This is a genomic window from Nonomuraea sp. NPDC004354 (assembly GCF_053602555.1).
Genome location: NZ_JBSGDV010000002.1, coordinates 223,859 through 243,983, shown reverse-complemented (window position 1 = coordinate 243,983; position 20,125 = coordinate 223,859). Strand labels below are relative to the sequence as shown.

18 protein-coding genes are annotated in these 20,125 nt (G+C 71.7%); 4 read left to right on the top strand and 14 right to left on the bottom strand.

What is annotated here, in order from left to right; genetic code table 11:
* Position 1 precedes the first annotated feature (1 nt).
* Positions 2 to 1,033 (bottom strand): ABC transporter substrate-binding protein, encoded by a 1,032-nt coding sequence (locus ACWENQ_RS06790; RefSeq protein WP_354921070.1) that lies wholly within the window; start codon positions 1,031 to 1,033, stop codon positions 2 to 4.
* Between the two features lie 78 nt (positions 1,034 to 1,111).
* Positions 1,112 to 1,516 carry an ASCH domain-containing protein gene (locus ACWENQ_RS06785; RefSeq protein WP_452413118.1) on the bottom strand — a complete coding sequence of 135 codons (405 nt, stop codon included), beginning with the start codon at positions 1,514 to 1,516 and terminating at the stop codon, positions 1,112 to 1,114.
* Between the two features lie 818 nt (positions 1,517 to 2,334).
* On the opposite strand from ACWENQ_RS06785, the gene ACWENQ_RS06780 reads away from it, so the two are divergent.
* A complete protein-coding gene (locus ACWENQ_RS06780) occupies positions 2,335 to 2,466 on the top strand; it encodes a hypothetical protein (protein WP_452413117.1) in 132 nt (43 codons plus the stop codon).
* On the opposite strand, the gene ACWENQ_RS06775 is transcribed toward ACWENQ_RS06780, so the two are convergent.
* From ACWENQ_RS06775 to ACWENQ_RS06730, 10 genes are all read right to left on the bottom strand, one after another.
* A complete protein-coding gene (locus ACWENQ_RS06775) occupies positions 2,463 to 3,800 on the bottom strand; it encodes an LCP family protein (protein WP_449915836.1) in 1,338 nt (445 codons plus the stop codon). The two genes, ACWENQ_RS06780 and ACWENQ_RS06775, sit on opposite strands and share 4 nt — an antisense overlap.
* Before the next feature lie 126 nt (positions 3,801 to 3,926).
* Positions 3,927 to 4,826 carry an NAD-dependent epimerase/dehydratase family protein gene (locus ACWENQ_RS06770; RefSeq protein WP_452413116.1) on the bottom strand — a complete coding sequence of 300 codons (900 nt, stop codon included), beginning with the start codon at positions 4,824 to 4,826 and terminating at the stop codon, positions 3,927 to 3,929.
* 82 nt (positions 4,827 to 4,908) lie between these two features.
* On the bottom strand, positions 4,909 to 6,459 hold the full coding sequence (locus tag ACWENQ_RS06765) for a class I adenylate-forming enzyme family protein (protein ID WP_452413115.1): 1,551 nt from the start codon (positions 6,457 to 6,459) through the stop codon (positions 4,909 to 4,911).
* Positions 6,456 to 7,598: a cytochrome P450 gene (locus tag ACWENQ_RS06760; RefSeq protein WP_452413114.1), complete on the bottom strand. Its 1,143-nt coding sequence runs from the start codon at positions 7,596 to 7,598 to the stop codon at positions 6,456 to 6,458. Before ACWENQ_RS06760 ends, ACWENQ_RS06765 begins: the two co-directional genes overlap by 4 nt.
* On the bottom strand, positions 7,595 to 8,326 hold the full coding sequence (locus tag ACWENQ_RS06755; protein ID WP_452413113.1) for a glycosyltransferase: 732 nt from the start codon (positions 8,324 to 8,326) through the stop codon (positions 7,595 to 7,597). Before ACWENQ_RS06755 ends, ACWENQ_RS06760 begins: the two co-directional genes overlap by 4 nt.
* Entirely contained in the window at positions 8,326 to 9,282 is a 957-nt protein-coding gene (locus tag ACWENQ_RS06750) for a 3-oxoacyl-ACP synthase III family protein (RefSeq protein WP_452413112.1), read from the bottom strand. The genes ACWENQ_RS06755 and ACWENQ_RS06750 overlap by 1 nt, the downstream gene beginning before the upstream one ends.
* Positions 9,283 to 9,361: 79 nt before the next feature.
* The gene (locus tag ACWENQ_RS06745) at positions 9,362 to 9,913 is read right to left on the bottom strand and encodes a hypothetical protein (protein ID WP_452413111.1); all 552 of its coding nucleotides are present in this window, start codon (positions 9,911 to 9,913) and stop codon (positions 9,362 to 9,364) included.
* A gap of 50 nt (positions 9,914 to 9,963) precedes the next feature.
* Complete coding sequence (locus tag ACWENQ_RS06740; RefSeq protein ID WP_354921045.1) at positions 9,964 to 10,617, bottom strand: hypothetical protein; 654 nt, start codon at positions 10,615 to 10,617, stop codon at positions 9,964 to 9,966.
* 68 nt (positions 10,618 to 10,685) lie between these two features.
* A complete protein-coding gene (locus tag ACWENQ_RS06735; protein WP_452413110.1) occupies positions 10,686 to 11,648 on the bottom strand; it encodes a polyprenyl synthetase family protein in 963 nt (320 codons plus the stop codon).
* Positions 11,641 to 12,525 (bottom strand): LysR family transcriptional regulator, encoded by an 885-nt coding sequence (locus tag ACWENQ_RS06730; RefSeq protein ID WP_449915821.1) that lies wholly within the window; start codon positions 12,523 to 12,525, stop codon positions 11,641 to 11,643. The genes ACWENQ_RS06735 and ACWENQ_RS06730 overlap by 8 nt, the downstream gene beginning before the upstream one ends.
* Positions 12,526 to 12,597: 72 nt before the next feature.
* Between ACWENQ_RS06730 and ACWENQ_RS06725 the strand changes: the two genes are divergently transcribed.
* Both ACWENQ_RS06725 and ACWENQ_RS06720 read left to right on the top strand, forming a co-directional pair.
* The gene (locus tag ACWENQ_RS06725) at positions 12,598 to 13,407 is read left to right on the top strand and encodes a dihydrodipicolinate synthase family protein (protein WP_449915820.1); all 810 of its coding nucleotides are present in this window, start codon (positions 12,598 to 12,600) and stop codon (positions 13,405 to 13,407) included.
* The gene (locus ACWENQ_RS06720) at positions 13,404 to 13,847 is read left to right on the top strand and encodes a MarR family winged helix-turn-helix transcriptional regulator (protein ID WP_354921033.1); all 444 of its coding nucleotides are present in this window, start codon (positions 13,404 to 13,406) and stop codon (positions 13,845 to 13,847) included. Before ACWENQ_RS06725 ends, ACWENQ_RS06720 begins: the two co-directional genes overlap by 4 nt.
* Positions 13,848 to 13,868: 21 nt before the next feature.
* Here the strand turns inward: ACWENQ_RS06720 and ACWENQ_RS06715 are convergent, their stop codons facing one another.
* Positions 13,869 to 14,675 carry an NAD(P)H-binding protein gene (locus ACWENQ_RS06715; protein ID WP_452413109.1) on the bottom strand — a complete coding sequence of 269 codons (807 nt, stop codon included), beginning with the start codon at positions 14,673 to 14,675 and terminating at the stop codon, positions 13,869 to 13,871.
* Positions 14,676 to 14,753: 78 nt separating this feature from the next.
* On the opposite strand from ACWENQ_RS06715, the gene ACWENQ_RS06710 reads away from it, so the two are divergent.
* Positions 14,754 to 15,164: a winged helix-turn-helix transcriptional regulator gene (locus tag ACWENQ_RS06710; protein ID WP_354921027.1), complete on the top strand. Its 411-nt coding sequence runs from the start codon at positions 14,754 to 14,756 to the stop codon at positions 15,162 to 15,164.
* A 139-nt stretch (positions 15,165 to 15,303) separates the two neighbouring features.
* On the opposite strand, the gene ACWENQ_RS06705 is transcribed toward ACWENQ_RS06710, so the two are convergent.
* On the bottom strand, positions 15,304 to 20,124 hold the full coding sequence (locus ACWENQ_RS06705; protein ID WP_452413108.1) for a DNA repair ATPase: 4,821 nt from the start codon (positions 20,122 to 20,124) through the stop codon (positions 15,304 to 15,306).
* Between the last annotated feature and the right edge of the window lies 1 nt (position 20,125).

Genomic DNA, 20,125 nt, shown 5'->3' with positions numbered 1-20,125 from the left:
GTCACTTGTCCTTGATCGACTGCTGGCCCTTCGCGGCCAGGACCTCGTTGAGGACCTTCAGGTCGTAGATGCCGTTGAGGTCCACCGGCTTCAGCAGCCCGACCTTCACGGCGTGGTCGGCGCTGCCGGTCAGCGAAGCGGCGATCGGGTCGTTGGTGAACGTGATGTTCTTGAACGCGCTGGCCAGCACCTCGGGCTTGAGCGGCTTGCCCGTCAGCTTCTCGACCGAGGCGTTGACCACCTTCGCCGCGGCGTCGGGGTCGGCGTTGATCTCCTCGGTCGACTGGACGTGCGCCTCGATGAGCTTCTTGAGCAGGTCGGGGTTGGCCTTGGCCCACTCCTGCCGGACGATCAGGTGAGTGATCACGAACTGCTTGTCCGGCCAGAGCTCGCGCTCGTCCTGCAGGATCTTGCCCTTGCTCTCGATGACCAGCCTGCTGGCGAACGGCTCGGGCACCCATGCGCCGTCGATGTCACCCGTGGCGAACGTCTGCAGGGTCTGTGAGTTCTCCTGCGGGACGATGCTGACGTCGCCGCCGCCCTTGGTGTCGGTCTTGAGGCCCTTCTCCTGCAGCCAGTAGCGCAGGGCGACGTCCTGCGTGTTGCCGAGCTGCGGAGTGGCGATCTTCTTGCCCTTGAGGTCCTCCACCGAGTTGATCTCGGGCTTGACGACGAGATAGACGCCGCCGGAGGCCGCGCCCGCCACGATGTTGATGGCCTTGCCCTTGGACTTCTCCCAGGCGTTGATGGCCGGGTTGGGGCCGATGTAGGTGGCGTCGACGGCGCCGGAGAAGACCGCCTCGATGGCGGCCGGACCCGCGTTGAACGTGCTGGTCTTGAGGGGGACGCCGAGAGACTTGGCGTAGATGCCCTTCTCGACGCCGTAGAGGGCGGTGGAGTGCGTGATGTTCGGGAAGTACCCGAGGCGCACCTCCTTGGCGGCCGCAGCCGGCGCGCCCGACGAGGAGGACCCGCACGCGGCCGCGAGCGAGGTCATGGCCAGTATGGCGACGGCGGCGGCTAGCCTCTTCATCGCAACTCCCTATTTCCTACTTAATAAGTCGGCTATATGCACATCAAAACCCTTCATTCCCTTCTAGTCAAGTCGGAATTACGAGGGAGATCCGTCAGCTCCCGGCCGGGAGGGGGCGGCGCTGTCGGGCCACTCGGTGGGGCCGACGAGCTCGATCTCGATGGCCAGGACGCCGAGCGCCTCCTTCTCGGGTCCGTAGATGCGCCGGACGTCGGCTAGCTGCTCCGCCAGCGGGCTGTCCGGGTTGACCCGCTCCGGGCCCTCGGCGGCGAACATCTCCTCGAAGGAGGCGTAACACGCGACGCGCCGCACCATGGTGACCGCGTCGTCGTCGCCGCAGACGAACCTGATCCGGTCACCGGCCTTGAGGGTGCTCAGGTTGGGACAGCGGACGCGCACCTCGACGGTCTTGCGCCCGGAGGCGACCAGGTCGAAGTAGTGGCGGTAGAGGCCCATCTCGCGCGCCTGCGCGCCTGTGGTCATGATGCGATCCCATCGGTCGGTGGCGGCCGCCCCGGTGTCCCTCCTGTACCCAACCCGGCACCGCCCTGCCCCCGGGTCGCCCTGCCTCCGGCACCGCCCTGCCCCTGGCACCCGCCCTGCCCCCGGCGCCCGCCCTGCCCTCGGGTCGCCCTGCCGCCGGTCGGCCGGTGCTCGGTCAGTCGGTGCGTGGTCGGCCGGTGCTGCGGGGCGCGGGTGGATGCTCGGTGCCGCGCGTGCCGGCTGAATGGCCGGGGTTGTGGGAGCGCGGGTGGCGGCACCGTGAGCCGTGCTGTACCTCGAGGTGAGGCCTACCTACCCAGACATGGCGGAGACATGAATCCCTCTAGCACTCTCCGTGACTGATCGACTACTTTAAGTAATCAGACGGTCGCCCCCAGTCACCGCACGCAGGAGGTTCCATGCGTCGTCCCGCCCGCTTACCCGCCGCCTGTGGCCTGCTCCTGTCCGTCGCTCCGGCCCAGGCCGGACCAGTGCCGCCAACCGTGACCCGGTAGCCGACACCGCCCCGTCTCCGGCCCGGCGCCGCCCCACCCCACGCCCCACATGGCTCCGGGCCGGCCCGGCGGTGTCCCGCCCTGTACGCGCAGCTCGTGCCCACGGCTCGTGTCCACGGCTTTGTCCACAGCTACGTGCTCACGGGTCGTGCCCACGGGTCGTGTCCACGGGTCGCGCCCACAGTTCGTGCCCGCACCGGCCCCGGGCCGGTTCGGCGTCCACACCATCCATCCCCACTCAGGCGCCGGGCCGGTCCGGTTCACGGCCCCGTGGCCGGGCACGGATCCACTCCTCAAGCCCCCGTGAAGTCACCGAAGGAGATCGTGCTCAACGTCCGAGCCCTGCCCGCCGTGGCGACCCTCGCGCTGGCCGCCGCCGTCGTTCCGCCCTTCGTGCCGGGCGGCGGCGGCCCCGCCGGTCGAGGGGGCCGCTAGCAGACCTCGTCCAGCGAGATCGCCCGCTCCGAGGAGGAAGGGGTGGGCGACGGGGACGGGGTCGACACGGTACGCCGGGGGGCGCCGGACCTGTCCTTCAGCGCCTCGGACACCTTGCGCCTGATCAGGTGCCAGTCCGGGTAGGCCGTGTTGATCAACGGGGGCACGAACTGGAGGCTCTTGATGTGGGTGCCCTTCACCTTCTGCCCGAGGTCGACCAGCGCCGGCAGCAGGTCGGCCGGGATGTCGGTGGAGATGGCCCGCTTGGTGGCGGCGGCCAGGTTCTCGAAGCTGTTGAGCAGCGTCACCGGGTCGGCCTGCTGGGCGACGGCGTTGAGCAGGCACTTCTGGCGGCCCATGCGCACGTAGTCGTCGCTGTAGGTGCGTGAGCGGCCGAACCACAGCGCCTCCTCGCCGGACAGCTTGCGGGTGCCGGCGGGCAGCAGGCCCTCGTTGTACTTGCCGTAGGTGATCGGCTCCCTGATGGTGATCCTGACCCCGCCCATCGCGTCGATGATCTGCGCGAAGCCCGCCATGTCGACCATGGCGTAGTAGGTGACGGGGATGCCGAGGATGTCACTGATCGTCTGCTTGAGCAGGGCCGGGCCGCGGTGGCCGTTCTTCACGCCCGGCACCATCTCGGGGTAGTCCTCGGCGTACTGGAAGATCTCGTTGAGCAGGCCAGGGGTGGCGGGCGGCTCGCCGGTGAAGCCGTAGGGGAAGCGGTCGCGGGCCGGGCCGTCGGGCAGCTGCACCTGCTGCAGGTTGCGCGGCAGGCTGAAGAGCGTCGTGGCGCCCGTGGCGGTGTCGATGCTGGCGACGGTCATGCTGTCGGTGCGTACGCCGGGGCGGTTGGGGGCGGCGTCGGCGCCCACGAGCAGGATGTTGACGCGGGTCGCGCCCTTCCACGGGTCCCTGGCGATCACCGGGCTGGTGCTGGTGGCGGAGAACACGGTGGTCACCACGTCATGGGAGAGGTAGGCCACGCGGCCGGCCCACGCGCTCGGCGCGATGACCAGCATGCACAGCGCGCCAGCGACGGCGAGGTTCAGGTTGTGGCCCGCGCCCTTGGGTCGGACGAGCCAGAAGGACCAGAGGATCACGACCGACCAGGTCACGCCGACCGTCGCGATGGCGACCGTGAGCGCGGCGAGCCAGGTGGGCTGGACGGCCAGCGACAGCAACTGGCCGCGGAAGGCCGTGGCCATGGTCACGATCAACCCGACGAGCACCAGGTAGACCGTCATGAGCAGGAAACCGGTGCGATGCCGTCCCGTGGCGATGTGGGCCACGCCCCACAGCAGCGCCGAGCCGATCGTCAGGCTCACACCCATACCTGGGCCGAATTCGCGACCTTTGCCAGCCATCCCGCCCCAACCTCAGCTATCAGCAGATCCATCACAGATTAGTAACGGTTGCGGATCGATCGGCCAGGTTGCGGAACGCGTCGGTCCAAGCTTTCACCAAGAGGCCGCTCCGGCGAACGAGGTGGGTGCCGGGGTGTATCCCAGCAGGTCGCGAGCCCGGCTGATGTCCAGCGTACGCTCGACGGCCAGGTGGCCCACGGCGTACCTGGTCAGCCTGGGTGGGCGGCCGGTGAGCCCGGCGACGATCTCGGAGAGGGCGGCCATCCGCATGGCGAGGCCCGCGCCGACGTAGAGCGGTTCCGCGGCGAGGCGGCGTTCGCGCAGCACCTCGCGGAGCGCGGCCTCCAGGGTGACCGGGTGGCTGTCGGTGACGTTGTAGACGCCGATCGGGGCCGTGACGGCCAGCAGGCAGGCCTGCGCGAGGTTGTCCACAGAGGTGAGGCTGAGCCTGGTCGCGCCGCTGCCGACGGCGAGCAGCCGGCCCGCCCTGACCGAGCGCAGCAGGCGGGGCAGGAGCGTGGTGTCGCCCCTGCCGTAGATCGCGTGCGGGCGCAGGATCACCGCCGCGCCCATGACGGTGTTCTCCGCGGTGGCCTTGGCCGCGCCGTAGGCGTTGGCGTAGCGCCTGACCGGGGCCTCGTCCTCCTTCGCCATGACGGTCGGGCGGAACGGGTCGTAGACGCTCGCCGTGCTGACGTGGACGAAGCGGGCGCCGGGGAAGGCGGCCATCGCGTTGCGCGTGCCCGTGACGTTGGCCTGCCAGATCTCCCGCGGCGGACCCCAGTCGGTGACGCTGCCCGCGCAATGGATCACCGCGTCGACCTGCTCGTCCGGGGGCCGTCCGTGGACCAGGTCCCACGAGGTGTAGGGGACGGTGCCCAGGTCGGCGTGGGGACGCCGGCCGTACGCCAGCACCTCCCAGCCCCGCGCGGCGGCGACCCTGCAGACGGCGCCACCCACGAAACCGGACGCCCCGGTGACCGCGACCCTCATGACAGGCCCCACCCGAGCCCCCGGAGGCAGGTGACCCCGACGGCATGGAAGGCCGGGCCGGGAGCGTGTCCGCAGGCGGGGGTCATCGGGCCACCAGCCGTCTGATCGCGGCCCTGTCGAGCTTGTCGCTGCGGCCCTTGCGGGGCAGTTCGGCGAGCGTGACGATGCGGTCGGGGAGCGCGGGGGCGTCCATGAGGTCGGGCAGCGCCTTGCGCACCAGCTTCTCGTCGTAGCCCGCCGTCGTGGTCAGCGCCAGGACGACCTCCTCGTCGCCGGTGTCGGGGTCGGGCAGGCCGACGACCGCCGCTTCGCCGACGCCCGGCAGCGCGGCGATGGCGGGTTCGTAGACGCCGGGATAGATGTTGACGCCGTCCCTGAGGATCATGTCCTTCTTCCTGCCGAGCAGCACCAGCCTGCCGTCGGCGTCGAGGCGGACCAGGTCGCCGGTGGCCACCTCGGTGAGCGGCGGGTCGCCGAGGTAGCCGCGGGCGAGGTGCGGCCCGTTCACGAACAGCTCGCCGTCGTCGGCGACCCGCACACCCACGCCCGGCAGCGGGGCGCCGAGCAGGTCGCCGCCCGTCGCGGCCAGCTTGTCCTCGGCGGAGGCGACGGCGATCGGCAGCGCTTCGGTCATCGCGTACACCGACAGGATGTCGGCGGCGGGCGCCGCCTGCCGCGCCCTCCGGAGAACGGCGGGCGGCGCGGGCGCGGCCCCGAGCAGCAGGCAGCGCAGGGTCGCGGGCAGCCTGGGGGTGCGCTCCAGCAGCGCGTGCAGCCGTACCGGAACGGAGAAGGCGTGGGTGGCTCCGCGCCTGGCCAGCTCGCTCGCGTAGTCGCCGCGGCCCGGCATCGACCAGGTGGCGCCCGCGATGAGCGCGGGCAGACCGAGGATGAACTGGTCGGTGTGCACGACGTCGCCCGGCCCCAGCGGCACCGCCTCGGTGAACAGGCGCAGCCCCGCGGCCAGCGACCGCCTGGTGTGCACGACTCCCTTGGGTCGCTCCGTCGTCCCGGACGTGAAGGCCACCACAGCCGCCTGGTCCGACGTCACCGGCCCGCCCACCCCAGGCCCGCCCGGTACGGCAGGCAACGCACCCCCCAAAGGGAGCCCGCCCGGTACGGCAGGCAGCCCACCCGCCAAGGACCCGCCCGGTACGGCGGGCAGCCCGTCCAGCCTGAGCGCGCCCCGGGGGACGCCGGGCAGCCACGGCCCCGTGTAGAGGTGGCGGGCTCCGGGGAACGGCTCGCGCAGGTTCGGCAGCACCAGCCCCCTGCGCCTGGCCACTCCTTTCAGCGGCCCGCTGAGCAGGTACAGCAGCGATTCGGCCAGCACCCACCGGGGGCGGGTGTGCGCCATCCGTCCCGCGAACACCTCGGGCGCGAGCCCGGGGTCGGCCAGCACGAGCGTCCCGCCCGCGGCGACCGCGCCGAGCGCCAGCGCGACGGCGTCGGGCCCCGGCCGGACGGCGAACAGGACGCCGAAGTCGTCCGTGTCGTGCAGGGCGTGGGCGACGGTGAGGAGGCGGTCGCGGAGCGCGCCGTAGGTGACGGGCGTCCCGTCGGGTGCGATCAGCGCGGTCCTGCCGGGCGCGCTGTCAGCGGTGGCGAGCACGCCGGAGATGATGTCGATCATGCTTTCCTGACCCAGAGGTGCGCGTAGGTCGGGATGAGGACGCCGCGCGCCGCCCGCCTGCCCACGACGCGCAGGTCGTGCTGGAGCAGGGTGGCGGCGACGGCGCGGATCTCGGCCAGCGCGAGCGGGTATCCGATGCAGAAGTGCGGCCCCGCGCCGAACCACAGCCTGCGCAGCTCGGGCGGGTGCGGCCGGGAGAGGTCGAAGGGGCCGTGCGCGCGGGCGCAGTTGTGGGTGGCGATCAGCACGCGGTCGCCCGGCCGTACCGGGATCGTGCCGACGGTGGCGGGTTCGGCGACCGAGCGCAGCATCACCGGGGTGGGGGTGGTCACCCGCATGGCCTCCTCGACGGCGCGGTCGAGGTCGGCGCCCGCGATCCGCCGGTCGCCGCCGAGGTGGCCGTGGTCGTGCAGCAGCGCGACGAGGCGGGGGACGAAGGTGGCCACGGTCTCGGTGCCGGTCAGGAAGAACGCGCCCGCCGCGCCTCTGGCCTCGGCTTCGGACAGTCCGAGCGAGCGCATCCTGCCCATGACGGTGGACGGGTCGCCGGCGAGGTAGGCGGCGGAGGCGATGTCGCCGATCCGGTCGAGGACCTCGCGGGCGGCCACGACCTGGCGGTCCGACAACCTGCGGGTGCGCAGCGACACCATGGCGGCCACGCGTTCCCCGTCGGCGAACAGCGCCCGCGCCCGTTCGGCGGGCACCTCGCCGAGCCCGATCACCCTGCAGATCACCGAGCCGGCCATCAGCCGCATGGCGTCCACGAGGTCCACCCGCTCGCCCTGGTCGAGCCGGGCGGACAACTGCTTCAACGGCGGGTCGAGCACGTCGGCGACGAGCGCCGAGACGGACGAGGGAGTGAAGAGCGGCGCGAGCTTGCCGCGTAGCGCGGCGTGGCCGGCGCCCTCCATGTTGAGCAGCACGGACGGGCCGAGCACCGGTGTCCACAGCTCGCCCGGCGAGCCGGGTCCGTCCTTGCGGAAGCGCGGGTCCATGAGCACCCGGCGGGCGGTGGCGGCGTCGTTGACGACCACGCCGAGCCCGGGGACACGGACCACGGGGCCCATGCGCGCCAGCAGGCGGACCAGGGGATAGGCGAAGGGGTGCGCGGCCAGGTAGAGCCTGGTCTCAGGGGTCATCGGATGTCGATCACGTCTGGCCGGTAGTGGTGGTCGATGTACCAGGCGAGGGTGCGGGCCAGGCCGTAGGCGCGCAGGCGGCGCACCGAGCCGAACACCACGACGTCGCGGCGGGAGCCGTACGCGCCGGTGAGCCTGCGCACGCGGTTGACCAGCTCGCGGTCCTCGTGCATCTCCTCGATCGCGGTGCGGGGGAAGCCGCCGGAGCGCTCGTAGAGGTCCGCGGTGATCGCCAGGGTGGCGCCGGGCATCATCACGTACGGCCCGCGGTACTCGGGCGAGCGGTTGCTCGGCCGTACCTTGCCGAAGAAGGCGGCGGTCTCGACCACGGCGGGGATGAGGCGGCGCTCCCAGAGTCTCAGCGGGAACTCGTCGGTGCGCGCCCGCAGCTTGCCGCCGACCAGTTCGAGGCCGTCGTCGAAGGCGCGGCGGATGTTCGCCGTCCAGTCGGCGCGCGGCAGGCAGTCGGCGTCGGTGCGCGCCAGGTGGGTGGCGCCGTTGGCGATCGCGTGGCGCATGCCGGTGTCGGAGGCGGCGCCGGTGCCCTTGCGCGTCTCGTGGACGACCTCGGCGCCGAACGACCGGGCCACCTCGGCGGTGCCGTCGGTGCTGGCGTTGTCGACGACCAGCAGGGTGAAGTCGCGGTCGTGCTGCTCGCGCAGGGCGCGCAGCGTCGCCCCGATGCTGGCCGCCTCGTTGTAGGCGGGCACGACGACCCAGAGGCGCATCACATCTCCGCCAGCATGACGCCCATGCTGATGCCGCCGCCGAGGCCGAGCATCGCCACCCTGTCGCCCGGCGCCCAGCCGCCCAGCTGGAGCTGCAATGGGAGCGTGGCCGAGGCGCAGTTGCCGTGCTCGGGCAGGCTGACGACCAGCCTGTCCTCGGGGATGCCCAGCGTGTCGGCCAGGAAGCGCAGGTACGGCAGCGCCACCTGGTGCACCGCGACGATCGAGAAGTCCGTCCACGACAGCCCCGTCCGCTTGAGGGCGTTGAGGAAGATGTCGGGCCCGACCTTCTCGAACGCCTCCTTCAACCGGCGGCCGTCGCCGCGGAAGTAGGAGTGCTCGGGGTCGCGGGGATGCGTGGAGCCGCCGCCGGGCAGCGTGCCGACGTCCCACGCGGTGCTGTCGGCGGAGAAGTCGCGGTAGAAGATGCCGCGTCGCGGGTCGGCGGCGACCAGCACCGCGGCTCCCGCGTCGGACAGCGTGTAGCCGGCGAAGGACTCGACGAACTGCCGGCGGTCCTCCACCTGCCATCTGATCGCCCGGCTCGGAGTCTCGCCGGAGCACACCAGCACCCTGCGGTACGCGCCGGACACGATCAGCGCCTCGGCCACCTGGATCCCGTTGAGCAGGCTGTTGCAGGCGTTCTTCACATCGAACACCGGGCACGACAGGCCCAGTTTCGCGGCCACGATGTGCGCGGTCGCCGGCTCGACCATGTCCTGCGACGCGGAGGCGAAGACCAGCAGGTCGACGTCTGTGTCGAGCTGCCTGGCCGCCTCGGCGGCCAGGTCGGAGGCCTGCTGGTCGCCCGCCGCCACATGCCTGCGCCTGATGCCCGTCAGGCGTTCGATGAGCCCGCTGGGCGCCCTGAATCCCTCGATCCGCTCCTCGACCTCGCCGCTCGTCCGCGTCAGGCCGGGGAGGTACGTCGCTATGTCCACGATGCGCGCCTTCACGCGAAGCAGGCTAGTCAACCGACTTGCAGAACACTTGACGGGGCGATGGACGACCCTATGCCTGCCGGGGTCGCCCCGCTCAGGACTGTGCGATCCGCTGGACCTGTGTGAGATCGGCCAGGTAGAGGTGCGGGACGTCCACGAACACCCGCAGGGGGCCGCAGCCCAGGCCGAGATCCCGCGCGATCTCGGCCTGGACGTCTCTGAGCGGCACGTAGTTCAGGTAGCAGGTGTAGGCGTTCTGCGAGCGGAACGACGCCGTCATGACCAGCGCGCCCTCCCTGATCCTGACCGCCACCGCGGCCAGGCACGGCACGGCGTCGTACGGCTCGCCCGGCCTGGTCAGCGACACCCACGCGCTCTTGCTGTACGGCCTGGCCCGCAGCAGCGTGGTCGCCCACTCCAGCTGGGGCGTCAGGCGCTGCCCGTAGCTGTACTTGAACGGCGGGATGACGTCGCCCTCGGTGAACTTACGGGTGTAGAGGGCGTGCTTGGCGGCGTCGCCGTACCGCCTGAGGATCGGGTCGTCGTCCCACCGCACGTCGCAGATCTCGAACAGGACCGCCGCGCCCTCGATGACCGGGCCGCGGTCGTCGTCGGCGGGCACGCCGGACGCCTGCACGTGCCGCATCAGCCATATCCACGCCTCCCCACACGACGCCCACCTCGTGGGCTCTGCCATCAGGTCTCCACGTTCGGGAAGTTGTAGGGGTTGTGGGGCAGGCGGCGCCGCCTGGTCACGTTGCAGCGCACGTAGTAGACCGAGTAATGCACCAGCGCCACCAGCAGGATGCTCAGCAGCAGCAACGGCGGGTTGAGCTCGCCGCCGCTGAGCCCGGTGACGCCGACCGTCAGGTAGGCGGAGTTCACCAGGGCCAGCATCATCACGTTGACCCCCGGCCACGCCAGCGGCGCGTAGGTCTCCGGGTAGCGGGGGTCGACCGGCAGGTTCGGCGACCAGTCGAACTCGTCCTTGAGGCGGGTGACGTAGAGCAGCCGGAAGTTGTTGAGCGCCCTCGCCGTCCTGGCGTGCGCGTTCACCGCCTCGATCAGGCGCAGGAAGGGCAGCACGCCCAGCAGGCCGAAGGCCGCCACCAGCGCGTAGAGGTACCACGGCACGGTGTCCCACCTGGTCAGGCTGGCGGGGTCGACCACCTTGGTGCTGGTCAGCGCGATCGCGGCGGCGAACGGCGCCGACAGCAGGCTCATCGCTAACCGGGTCATCTTGAGCCGCTCCTCCTTGGCAGCCAGATGAACCGCGTAGATCCCGTTGAAATCCACGGCGGCCAGTTGGAGGAACTGCGTCGCTTCGAGCGGCGTCGGGGGTTTCCGCATGAGCGTGCTCCTGGGATGCCAGATGCCTCCAGTATGAGCGGCCGTCCTGAGTTTTGTACCAACAAATCTCAACTTGCTCGGGTCAAAGTTTGCCGCTCCGCGTGGTCGATGTAGGCGGTCGGCAGGCCGTACATGATCGCGGCCATCTCGCTGTCGTGGATCACGGGCAGCGCGGAGACGGCGTCGGCGGCCAGGCCGCGGCAGTACTCGAGGGTGTCGCCGACGATCGTGGTCTCCCTGAGCGCGGCGAGGGTGGCGGCGACGTCGTCGCGCAGCACCGAGGGGTCCTTGGCCATCGCGCGCAGCATCGGGAGGGTGTAGACGCCCTGGCGCAGGTCGTTGCCCGACGGCTTGCCGAGCCGCTCGGCCGGCGCGGTGAGGTCGAGCAGGTCGTCGAGGATCTGGAAGATCAGGCCGAACCGCTCGCCGTACAGGGCCATCCTGGCCTTCTCCTCGTCCGAGGCGTGCGCGCAGATGGCGGCGACCAGGCAGGCGGCGCGGAACAGCGCCGCGGTCTTGCCGGTGATCGAGCGCAGCGCGCTCTCGACTGTCCTGCCCGGGTCGAACTGGTCGGCCGTCTCCATGAACTGGCCCTCGGCCAGTTCGACGACCGTCGCGGCCAGCACCTCGGCGACCGGCCTGGACACCGAGGTGATCGCGGCCAGACCCGCTCTGGCCAGCATGAAGTCGCCGATGACCAGCGCCTTGCCTTCGCCCAGCTCGGCGTTGAGCGTGCGGGCGCCCCGGCGCTGCGCGGCGCCGTCCATGAGGTCGTCGTGGACGAGGGAGCCCGCGTGGATCAGCTCCACGCACGCGGCAGCGGTGATCACCCGGCGGTCGGGGGTCTTCCCCAGGGCCAGGCAGGTGGCCAGCGTCAGCGCGGGACGCAGGCGCTTGCCGCCCGCGGTGATGATCCTGTCGGCACCCGCGTTGATGCCGGGCAGCGCGGAGGAGCCGGCCAGCCGCCTCATCCTGTTCTCCACCTTGCGCAGGCCGTGGGTGATCGCGGGGGTGTTCAGCAACTCATCCATGCCCTCCAGCCTGGGTCGCCCTTGCTGTGGATCGCCTGAGAGCGGCTGTGAGCGGGCTCAGCGCGGGATGCGTGCCGTACCCGCGGCGGAAGGCGATCAGCGTACGCCGCTCGATCGGCAGGGCGGTCAACATGACGCCTACCGGCGGATTCGCCGCGGCGAGCAGGGGGACGAGGGCGACGCCGTGGCCGGCCGCCGCCAGCAGCAGGACGGTGTCGAAGTCGTCGATGTGATGAACGACACGCGGCTCGAACCCGGCGGCGTGGCAGGCGCGCACCGCCATGGTGTGGCACAGCGTGCCGGGTGTGCTGACGATCCACGCGTCGTCGCGGGCCTCGGCGAGGGTGCGCCTGGTCGTGAGGTACATCGGCTCGGTGAGCAGCGGCATGGTCTCGATGCCCTCGTCGACCACGGGGGGTACGAAGTCGTACTCGTGGACCAGCGCGACGTCGAGCTCGCCCGCCCGCAGCGCGGCGGCGACGTCGGCGGGGTCGATCTCGGAGATCATCGGCTCCAGCGCCGGGTGATCGCTCCGCAGGACGGCCAGCGCGCCGGGCAGCAGCGCGCGGGCCGCCGTCGGGAACGCGCCGATCCGCAGCGGCCCCGCCGGGCCGGTGCGCGTGGCGGCCAGCGCGGCCTCGGCCCGCTCCAGGCTCTCCAGGACGGTTTCCGCGTGCTCCACCAGCACCCGCCCGGCAGGCGTCAGCACGACCGTGCGGCCCGTCCGTTCCAGCAGCGGCAGGCCGGCCTCGCGTTCGAGCGCGCTGAGCTGCTGGGAGACGGCCGAAGCGGTGAAGGTGAGCGCGTCGGCGACGGCGGCGATCGTGCCCCTTCTCGACAGTTCGCGCAGGAGGCGGAGCTTCCTCGGATCGAGCATAAGAACACCTTACGGTGCGGCGTAGAAACGTGAACTGGTGGTGATGGTGGTCCGTCCGCCAGGGTGAAAGGCATGCTTTCCGGAATCTACGTACCGCTGATCACGCCGTTCACCGCCTCGGGGGAGGTGGCCTACGACGCGCTGGAGAAGCTCGCCGCCGGCGCGCTCGACCAGGGCGCCGCGGGACTGGTCGCCCTCGGGACGACGGGCGAGCCCTCCTCGCTGACGCCCGCCGAGCGCCACCAGGTGGTGCGGATCTGCCGCGACGTGACCGCCGCGTACGGCACGCAGCTGATCGTCGGCGACGTGGAGCTGGCCGAAGGCGCCACGGCCGCCCTCGTGACCGTGCCGGCGTTCGTCCGGCCGGGCGAGCGCGGCGTCCTGGCGCACTTCGAACGGCTCGCCGAGCGCACCCCGGTGCCGCTGGTGATCTACCACATCCCCTACCGGACGGGACAGCCGCTGACCGCCGCCACCCTGCGGCGGCTCGGCGAGCACCCGATGATCACCGGGGTCAAGTACGCCACGGGCGCCGTCGACCAGGACGCCGTCGCGCTGCTCGGCGACCTGCCGCCGGACTTCTCCGTGCTGACCGGCGACGACACCTACCTGTCGCCCATGCTCGCGCTCGGCGCCACCGGCGGCATCCTGGCCTCCGCGCACCTGCACACCGCCTCGTTCGTGTCCATGGCCGCCTCGTGGGACCGGGCGCTCGGGCACCGGCTGGCCGCCCTGTCGGCGCAGTTGTTCGCCGAGCCGAACCCGACCGTGATCAAGGGCGTGCTGCACGCGCACGGCCTCATCCCCACGCCCGACGTACGGCTCCCGCTGGTACCCGCGACGGCGGAATCGGTGGCCCGAGCCCTAGATTGGGGCGCGTGAACTGGCTGAACGAGACAGAGTACGCCGCCTGGATCGGCTACCGGCGGATGCGGCTGCTCCTCGATCTGGAGATCCAGCGCGACCTGATGCGCGAGTCGGGGCTGTCCGAGCCCGACTACGACGTCCTGTCGAACCTGTCGGAGGCCCCGGAGCACCGCATGCGGCTGACCGAGCTCGCCGTCCACATGCGGTGGTCGAAGAGCAGGCTCTCCCACCACATCACCCGCATGGCCGAGCGCGGGCTGGTCAGCAGGGAAGAGGTCGCCCACGACGCGCGGGGCGCGGCCATCGTCCTCACGTCCAAGGGGCTCAGCACGATCAAGGAGGCCGCCCCCGGACACGTGGCCTCCGTGCGCAGGCACTTCATCGACCTGCTCACCGAGGACGAACTGCGCGCCATCGCCCAGGTGGCGCGGACCGTGCTGGCACGGCTCGAATAGCGGGTAAGCCGCCCACCCCCCTCAGGCGGCCGGCCGGACCGCGGTGATCACGTCGAGGGCCCTGCGCGGGGTCCCGCCGAGCAGCGCGCGCAGGTCGCCCGCCGTACCGGACATGAAGCCATGGGCGATCGACGAGTACGTGCTCATGATCATCGGCTCCTGGAAGGCCCGCAGGCCCAGGAGCGGGAGCACCGACCGGGCCTCGGCCAGCGGGACCGGCTCGTAGGACGCCCCCAGCGCCGCGGCCACGTCGGCGCCGCCGATCGCCTCCTCACCGACCAGTTCATAGGTACGGCCGGCGTGCGCGGCGGCCTCCAGCGTGACGCTCGCCGCGACGTCGGCCAGGTCCTCCCTGGCCACGGCGGACAGGCGGCCGTCGGCGAGCGGGGCGGTGATCCTGCCCTCGGCGTCGGGGACGGTGAGACCGGCGAAGAACTCGGCGTACAGGCCGTTGCGCAGGACGGTCCACGCGGTGGTGCCGCGCCGGAGCCTGCGTTCGGTCCAGCGGTGGGGAAGCGCGTAGGTCAGGTGGTCGCCGTCGCCGCTCAGGCTGGTGTAGACGATGTGACCCACCCCCGCCTGCTCGGCGGCGCTGATGGCGGCCTCGTGCCGGGCGATGACCACGTCGTCCTCGCCGTATCCCGCGGAGATCAGCAGCAGGGTGCCGACCCCCCGGAAGCCCTCCACCAGCGTGGCCGGCTGGTCGAAGTCCACGAGGCGCTGACCGTGCTCGGGGGTGCGGCTGCCGACCACCACGTCGTGCCGCCCCGCCAGACGCTTGACGATCAGCTGGCCGAGCCCTCCTGAGCCGCCGGTGACCAGAATCATGAACAGCCTCCTTGCCAGATGGTTCTCTTTGGTAACCAGTATCGTGACGGGGGTCGTCCGCCATAAGGAGGCACATTCATGTCAGCCACTCACACCGGGGTAACCACCTCGGGCGAGCCTCACGTCTCCTGCGCCGAGGACTGCGGGATCAGGGAGGTGCTCGACCGCATCGGCGACAAGTGGTCGGTGCTGGTCGTGGTGGAGCTGGCGCACGGGGTCCGGCGGTTCAGGGAACTGCAGCGGGCGGTCGACGGGATCTCGCAGCGCATGCTCACCCTGACCGTGCGGCGGCTGGAACGGGACGGGCTGGTGTCCCGCACGGTGTATCCGACGGTGCCGCCGCAGGTGGAGTACGCGCTGACGGACATGGGGCACAGCCTGACCCACCTGCTCAGGGCGATGACCGCATGGTCGGCCGAACACCGCGAGGCCATCGCCGAGTCCCGCCGGCGCTGGGACGCCGACCACCCGGACTCCACCATCCGCTGACCCCGCGCGCTGGGCCGACCGCCGATCCGGCTCGGCGCCGCCGGTGGGTCAGGGGTCGAGGCCGGTGGGTCAGCGGACGGGCTCAGGGGTCGGGGTGGCGGAGGGCGGGGAGGGGAACCCGGCCTGCGCCGCCGGTGGGTCAGCGGTCGGGATGGCGGAGGGCTTGGCCGATGTCGCCCACCCGGTCGGCCAGCAGGCCGATGGCGCCGACCGCGCGGGTCATCGGGTCGTCCTCGGCCCCGCCCAGCGCCTTGGTCCGCAGGTGGGCCGCCTTGATGTCCGCCCACCTCGCCGCCTGCTCGGGAGTGAGCCGCCCGCGCAGCTCGGCCAGCTTCAGCAGGTTCGCCTCCGCGCCGCTGGTGAGCGTCTGCGCCTCCCCGAGGTAGTGGTCGTCGATCACCTGCTCCAGCTCGGCGTCGTTCATCACCGGCACGATCCGCTCGGCCAGCTTGTTCATGTTGCGGTAGGAGCCCTGCAGCCGGTACGGCGGCTCGGTGCGCGAGTCGTCGGACTGGGCGGCCGAGGCGATGTAGGCCTGGTTGTTGGCCAGCACCACCTCCTGCACCCTGACCAGCTTGCGCAGCACGCTGAGGATCTGGTCGAGCTCGACCTTGGTGTAGGGGTGGCTGAGCTGGTCGGTGCGCACGCCCTCCTCGCCGCGCGCGATGCGGACCAGCAGCTCGACGTCGCCCCGGTCGCGGGTGGACAGCGGGGCCAGCACCGGGTTGGAGGTGAGGGCGTTGTCGATGTAGCTGAGCGCGAACAGGTCGTCCTTGCCGGACAGCACGTCGCCGAGGTTCCAGACGTCGGCGCGGTTGGCGAGCATGTCGGGGATGCGGAAGCGCTGCCCCGACTCGGTGTACGGGTTGCCCGCCATGCAGACGGCGAAGCGCTTGCCGCGCAGGTCGTAGGTGCGGGTGCGGCCGTTCCACACGCCCTCGATGCGCCGCTGGGCGTCACACAGCGAGATGAACTTCTGCAGCAGCTCCGGTGAGGTGTGCTGGATGTCGTCGAGGTAGAGCAGGGCGTTGGTGCCCGCCTCCAGGGCGAAGGAGATCTTCTCCACTTCCTGCCGGGCGGTGGCGTCGGGCGCGTCGGCCGGGTCGAGCGAGGTGACCTCGTGGCCGAGCGCGGGCCCGTTGACCTTGACGAAGAGCAGCCCGAGGCGGCTGGCGACGTATTCCATGAGCGTCGTCTTGCCGTACCCGGGTGGGGAGATGAGCAGGAGCAGGCCCATCTGGTCGGTGCGCTTGCCCTCGCCCGCGGCGCCGAGCTGCTTGGCGAGGTTGTCGCCGATCAGCGGCAGGTAGACCTCGTCGAGCAGCCGGTTGCGGACGAAGGCGCTCATCACCTTGGGTTTGTACTCGTCCAGCCGGAGCCGGTCGCGCTCCTGGGCGACGAGCTCGCCGCGGCGCTTCTGGTAGGCGCGGTAGGCGGGGACGCGTTCGGCGCGGAACGCGCGTGTCCTGGCCAGCGTCTCGTCGAGACGCAGGGTGAGCGTCCGGTCGGTGATCCTGGCGTGGGTGCCGAGCAGCCCCTCGACCGTGGCGGTGAGCGTGGCGCTGGAGTCGTGGCGCGGCAGCTCGCACAGCTGGACGGCCAGCGCCTCCGGCAGGTCGTCGGACCGGTCGAAGGCGCTCAGCCACGCGCCGGCGAGCTGGATGCGTTCGGGCAGGTCGAGCGCCCGCAGGTCCTCCTCGAACTCGCGGACGCGGGCGGGTCCGAGCGACTGCCGGAACCGGTCGAGGATGCTCCTGGCGGCGGCGCTGGTGACGAAGCCCTCGGGCCGGCCGGCGAGCTCCTCGACGAGGTATTCGCCGGCGAGCGCCACCGCGGCCGGGTCCGCGGCGCCGAGGACGTGGGGCGCGACGAAGGCGGAGACGGCGGTGGAGAGCTCCGCCGCCAGGGTGTCGAGCGCCTCCACCCGGCCGAAGGCGGCACGGGCTCGCACCAGTGACGCGGCCCGCGTGGCCAATGTTTTACGTGAAACATCATCCAGGCCGAACGCCCAGTAGAGCTGGGCCGCCGCCCGCGCCGCCGGAGGGTAGCGCAGCAGGCCCGCGCCCTCCTGGAGCCGTTGCAGCGCGGCGAGGATCGAGGTCGCGTCGTGGTCGTGGACCCCGCGCTCGTAGCCCTCGTCGTAGCGCTCCTCGGCGGCGAGCCGTACCGCGGCGGCGAGGTCGGCGCCCGGGGCGACGGTGGGCAGCAGCGAGGCGGCCAGGTGTTCGGCGCGGTAGACGTCCGCGGTTTCGGAGACGAGCAGCTGGGACCAGAACGGCTGTGTGTCGGCGAAGGAGGCGGGGACGGGGGAGCGGTAGTCGGTGCCGGTGATGGAGAAGTGCATGGCGCCGTCGTGCGGCACCAGGGTCAGGTCGATCGGCTGGGTGTTGACGGCGAAGGCGTGGCGGCCCAGCCGGAGCGTCTCGCCGTCGGCGGAGAACAGGTCGAGACGGTCACGCAGCGCCCGGCCCGCCTCCTGCTGTGCGGCCTTGATGCGGCCGTCGAGCTCCTCGGCGCGCACGGTGGCGCCGAGCGCCCGCAGCTCGCCCGCCGAGGAGCGGAGCTTGGCGACCATGGGGTCGGTGGCGAAGTAGGTGTTGATCTCGTCGAGGGACGTCAGCGCCGACACCCGCCGGGTGACGCTCGCGACGATGCGATCGGTGGAGGCGGCGATGCGGTCGGCTCGCCGGGCCCGCTCGTCGAGCTGGGTCTGCTTGCGCGCCGAGAAGGCCTCGTAGACGTCTTCGCGCTTGGCGGTGAGCTGGGCGGCGAAGTCGTCGAACTCGCCGAAGCGCGACTCCAGCGTCTCGAGCTGGAGCATGAGGCGGCCGAGCTGCTCGTCGCAGCGCTCGGGGGTGTCGGCCATCGCCAGCGCGCCCGTGACGGCCTGCCCGAGCAGGGCGAACTCGGCGGCGAACGCGGCTCGTCCCTCGGTGGCGAGCAGGTGGGTGCGGCGGCCGTCGAGGACGGCGCGAGCCCGGTTGACCCCGCCGAGCACCTCGCCGATGCGTTCGAGGATGGAGGTGCGGACCGTGGCGTCGGCGATGTCGAGGGAGCCGACCACCTCGGTGACGACCTCCAGCCCCTCGGCCTGGGCGACGAGCCGCTCGGCGACCGGCTCGGCGGCGGCGGCGGTCGCGATGGCGGCGGCGTCGGCCTCGAGCTGGGCGACGGCGGCGTGGTAGCCGGTGAAGGCGTCGGCGCCCTCCAGGAACGCCACCGCCCGCCGGCCGGTGGACGCCAGCTCGTCGGCGAGCGTGGCGGCGAGCCGGTCGAGGGCGGCCAGGTCGATGTAGCGGACCTCGCGCAGCGTCACCAGGCGGCCCTGCGCCCGGCGCAGCTCGGCCAGGCGGGCGACCCAGGCGTCGGCCGAGGCCGGCGTCTCGGCGCCGGCCTGCCGTACCAGAGTGGTGGTCTCGGCGGTGGCGGCCTCCATGGTGGCGGCGGCCTGCCGGGTGAGCTCGGCGACGTTCTCGTACTCGTCGAGGACCTGCTCGGCGGTGGCGCGCACGTCGCCCAGCGGGCCGCGCAGCCCGTGGTCGCCCAGCCAGTGGTAGTGGTCGAAGGCCCGGGTGCAGGCGGCGATCAGCGCCTCGAAGGTCGCCTGGGAGGGCGCCATCTCCTCGACCATGCGGGCCACCGACAGGCAGTCGGAGATGCCGCGCACCAGCTCGGCGTTGCCGATGCGTTCCAGCGGCCCGGTGCCCGTGGGCTGGGCGGCGGCGTAGGTGTCGGAGACGTACGGCGTCTGCCACACCTGCATGGGGTGGACGCGCGTCGGCTCCTCCGAGGTCGCCCTGAAGACCACCAGCGTGCCGTCGTCGAACAGCGAGTAGCCGTGGCACGGCAGCGGGTTGGCGATCTCCTTCCTGATCACGTTGTACGGCAGCAGCAGCGACCGGCCGTCGGCCCGCGCGTGGAAGACGTAGAGCACGTCCTCGCCGTTGGGGGAGCGGATCACCCGCTCGAACTCCAGGTCGGCCACCTGGGTGTCGAAGGTCTTGGACACGCCGGTGGACAGGTAGTAGCCGCCGGGGAAGATGATGCCCTGGTCCTCGGGCAGCCGCTGGCAGGCCAGCGCGATGCCGTCGAGCCTGGTGACGGACTTGGTGCGGGTGTTGAAGACCAGGTGCCGCCACTCGGTCTCCTTGTACGGCTTGACGCGCAGCAGGATGAGCGGCCCGATCCTGGCGTGGTCGACCTCGGCGTCGGCCAGCGACTGGAGCGGTTCGGCGACGGGCTCGGTGTAGATGCCCTCGCCCGACTCCGTGTTGTTCTCGATCTTGATGGTGAGGTCGCCGCCGACCGTCTCGACGAACACCTCGTCCTCGATGGAGATGTGCGGGTGCCGGCCGAGCACGTGGTCGTCTCGCGTGGTCGGCGTCCACTCGAAGTCGTGCGAGGGCGGGAAGACGTGGTCGCGCTCGCCCCTGTTGTCGAGGTAGGCGGTCGCCCCGTGGGTGTCGACGGCCCAGCGCAGCACCCGCAGGTCGGTCGGCCCCGTCTGGAAGACGGCCAGCAGCTTGCCCTCCAGCCGTCGCAGCTGCAGGAGCCTGGTCTCCTTGTAGTAGCGGTACAACTCCGCGAAGTCCTTCCGGAACGCCGGGTCGCTGAGCGCCCCCAACTGTTCCGCGTCGAACCTGAACGCGTCGCCGTCGCGGCTGAACCTGTGGACGGAGAACACGTCATCCACAGCCGTCTCCGGCTTCAGCCCGATGAAGACGTTGTAGCCGAAGAGCATCAGGTCGCCGACCGAGACGATGTCGCGGGGGACGCAGTTGTTCTCCGTACGGATCCGCTCGGTGCCGATCAGGCGGAGTTCGGCACCGCCGAAGACCTTGAGCCGCTCCTCGTTGACCGCCTCGGCCGCCCTGGCCAGCTCCCTGGCCTGGACCGACAGGCGGTTGCGCAGCACCTCGTAGGTGCCCGCCTCGAGGGCCGCCTCCTGCGCAGTGGTCACG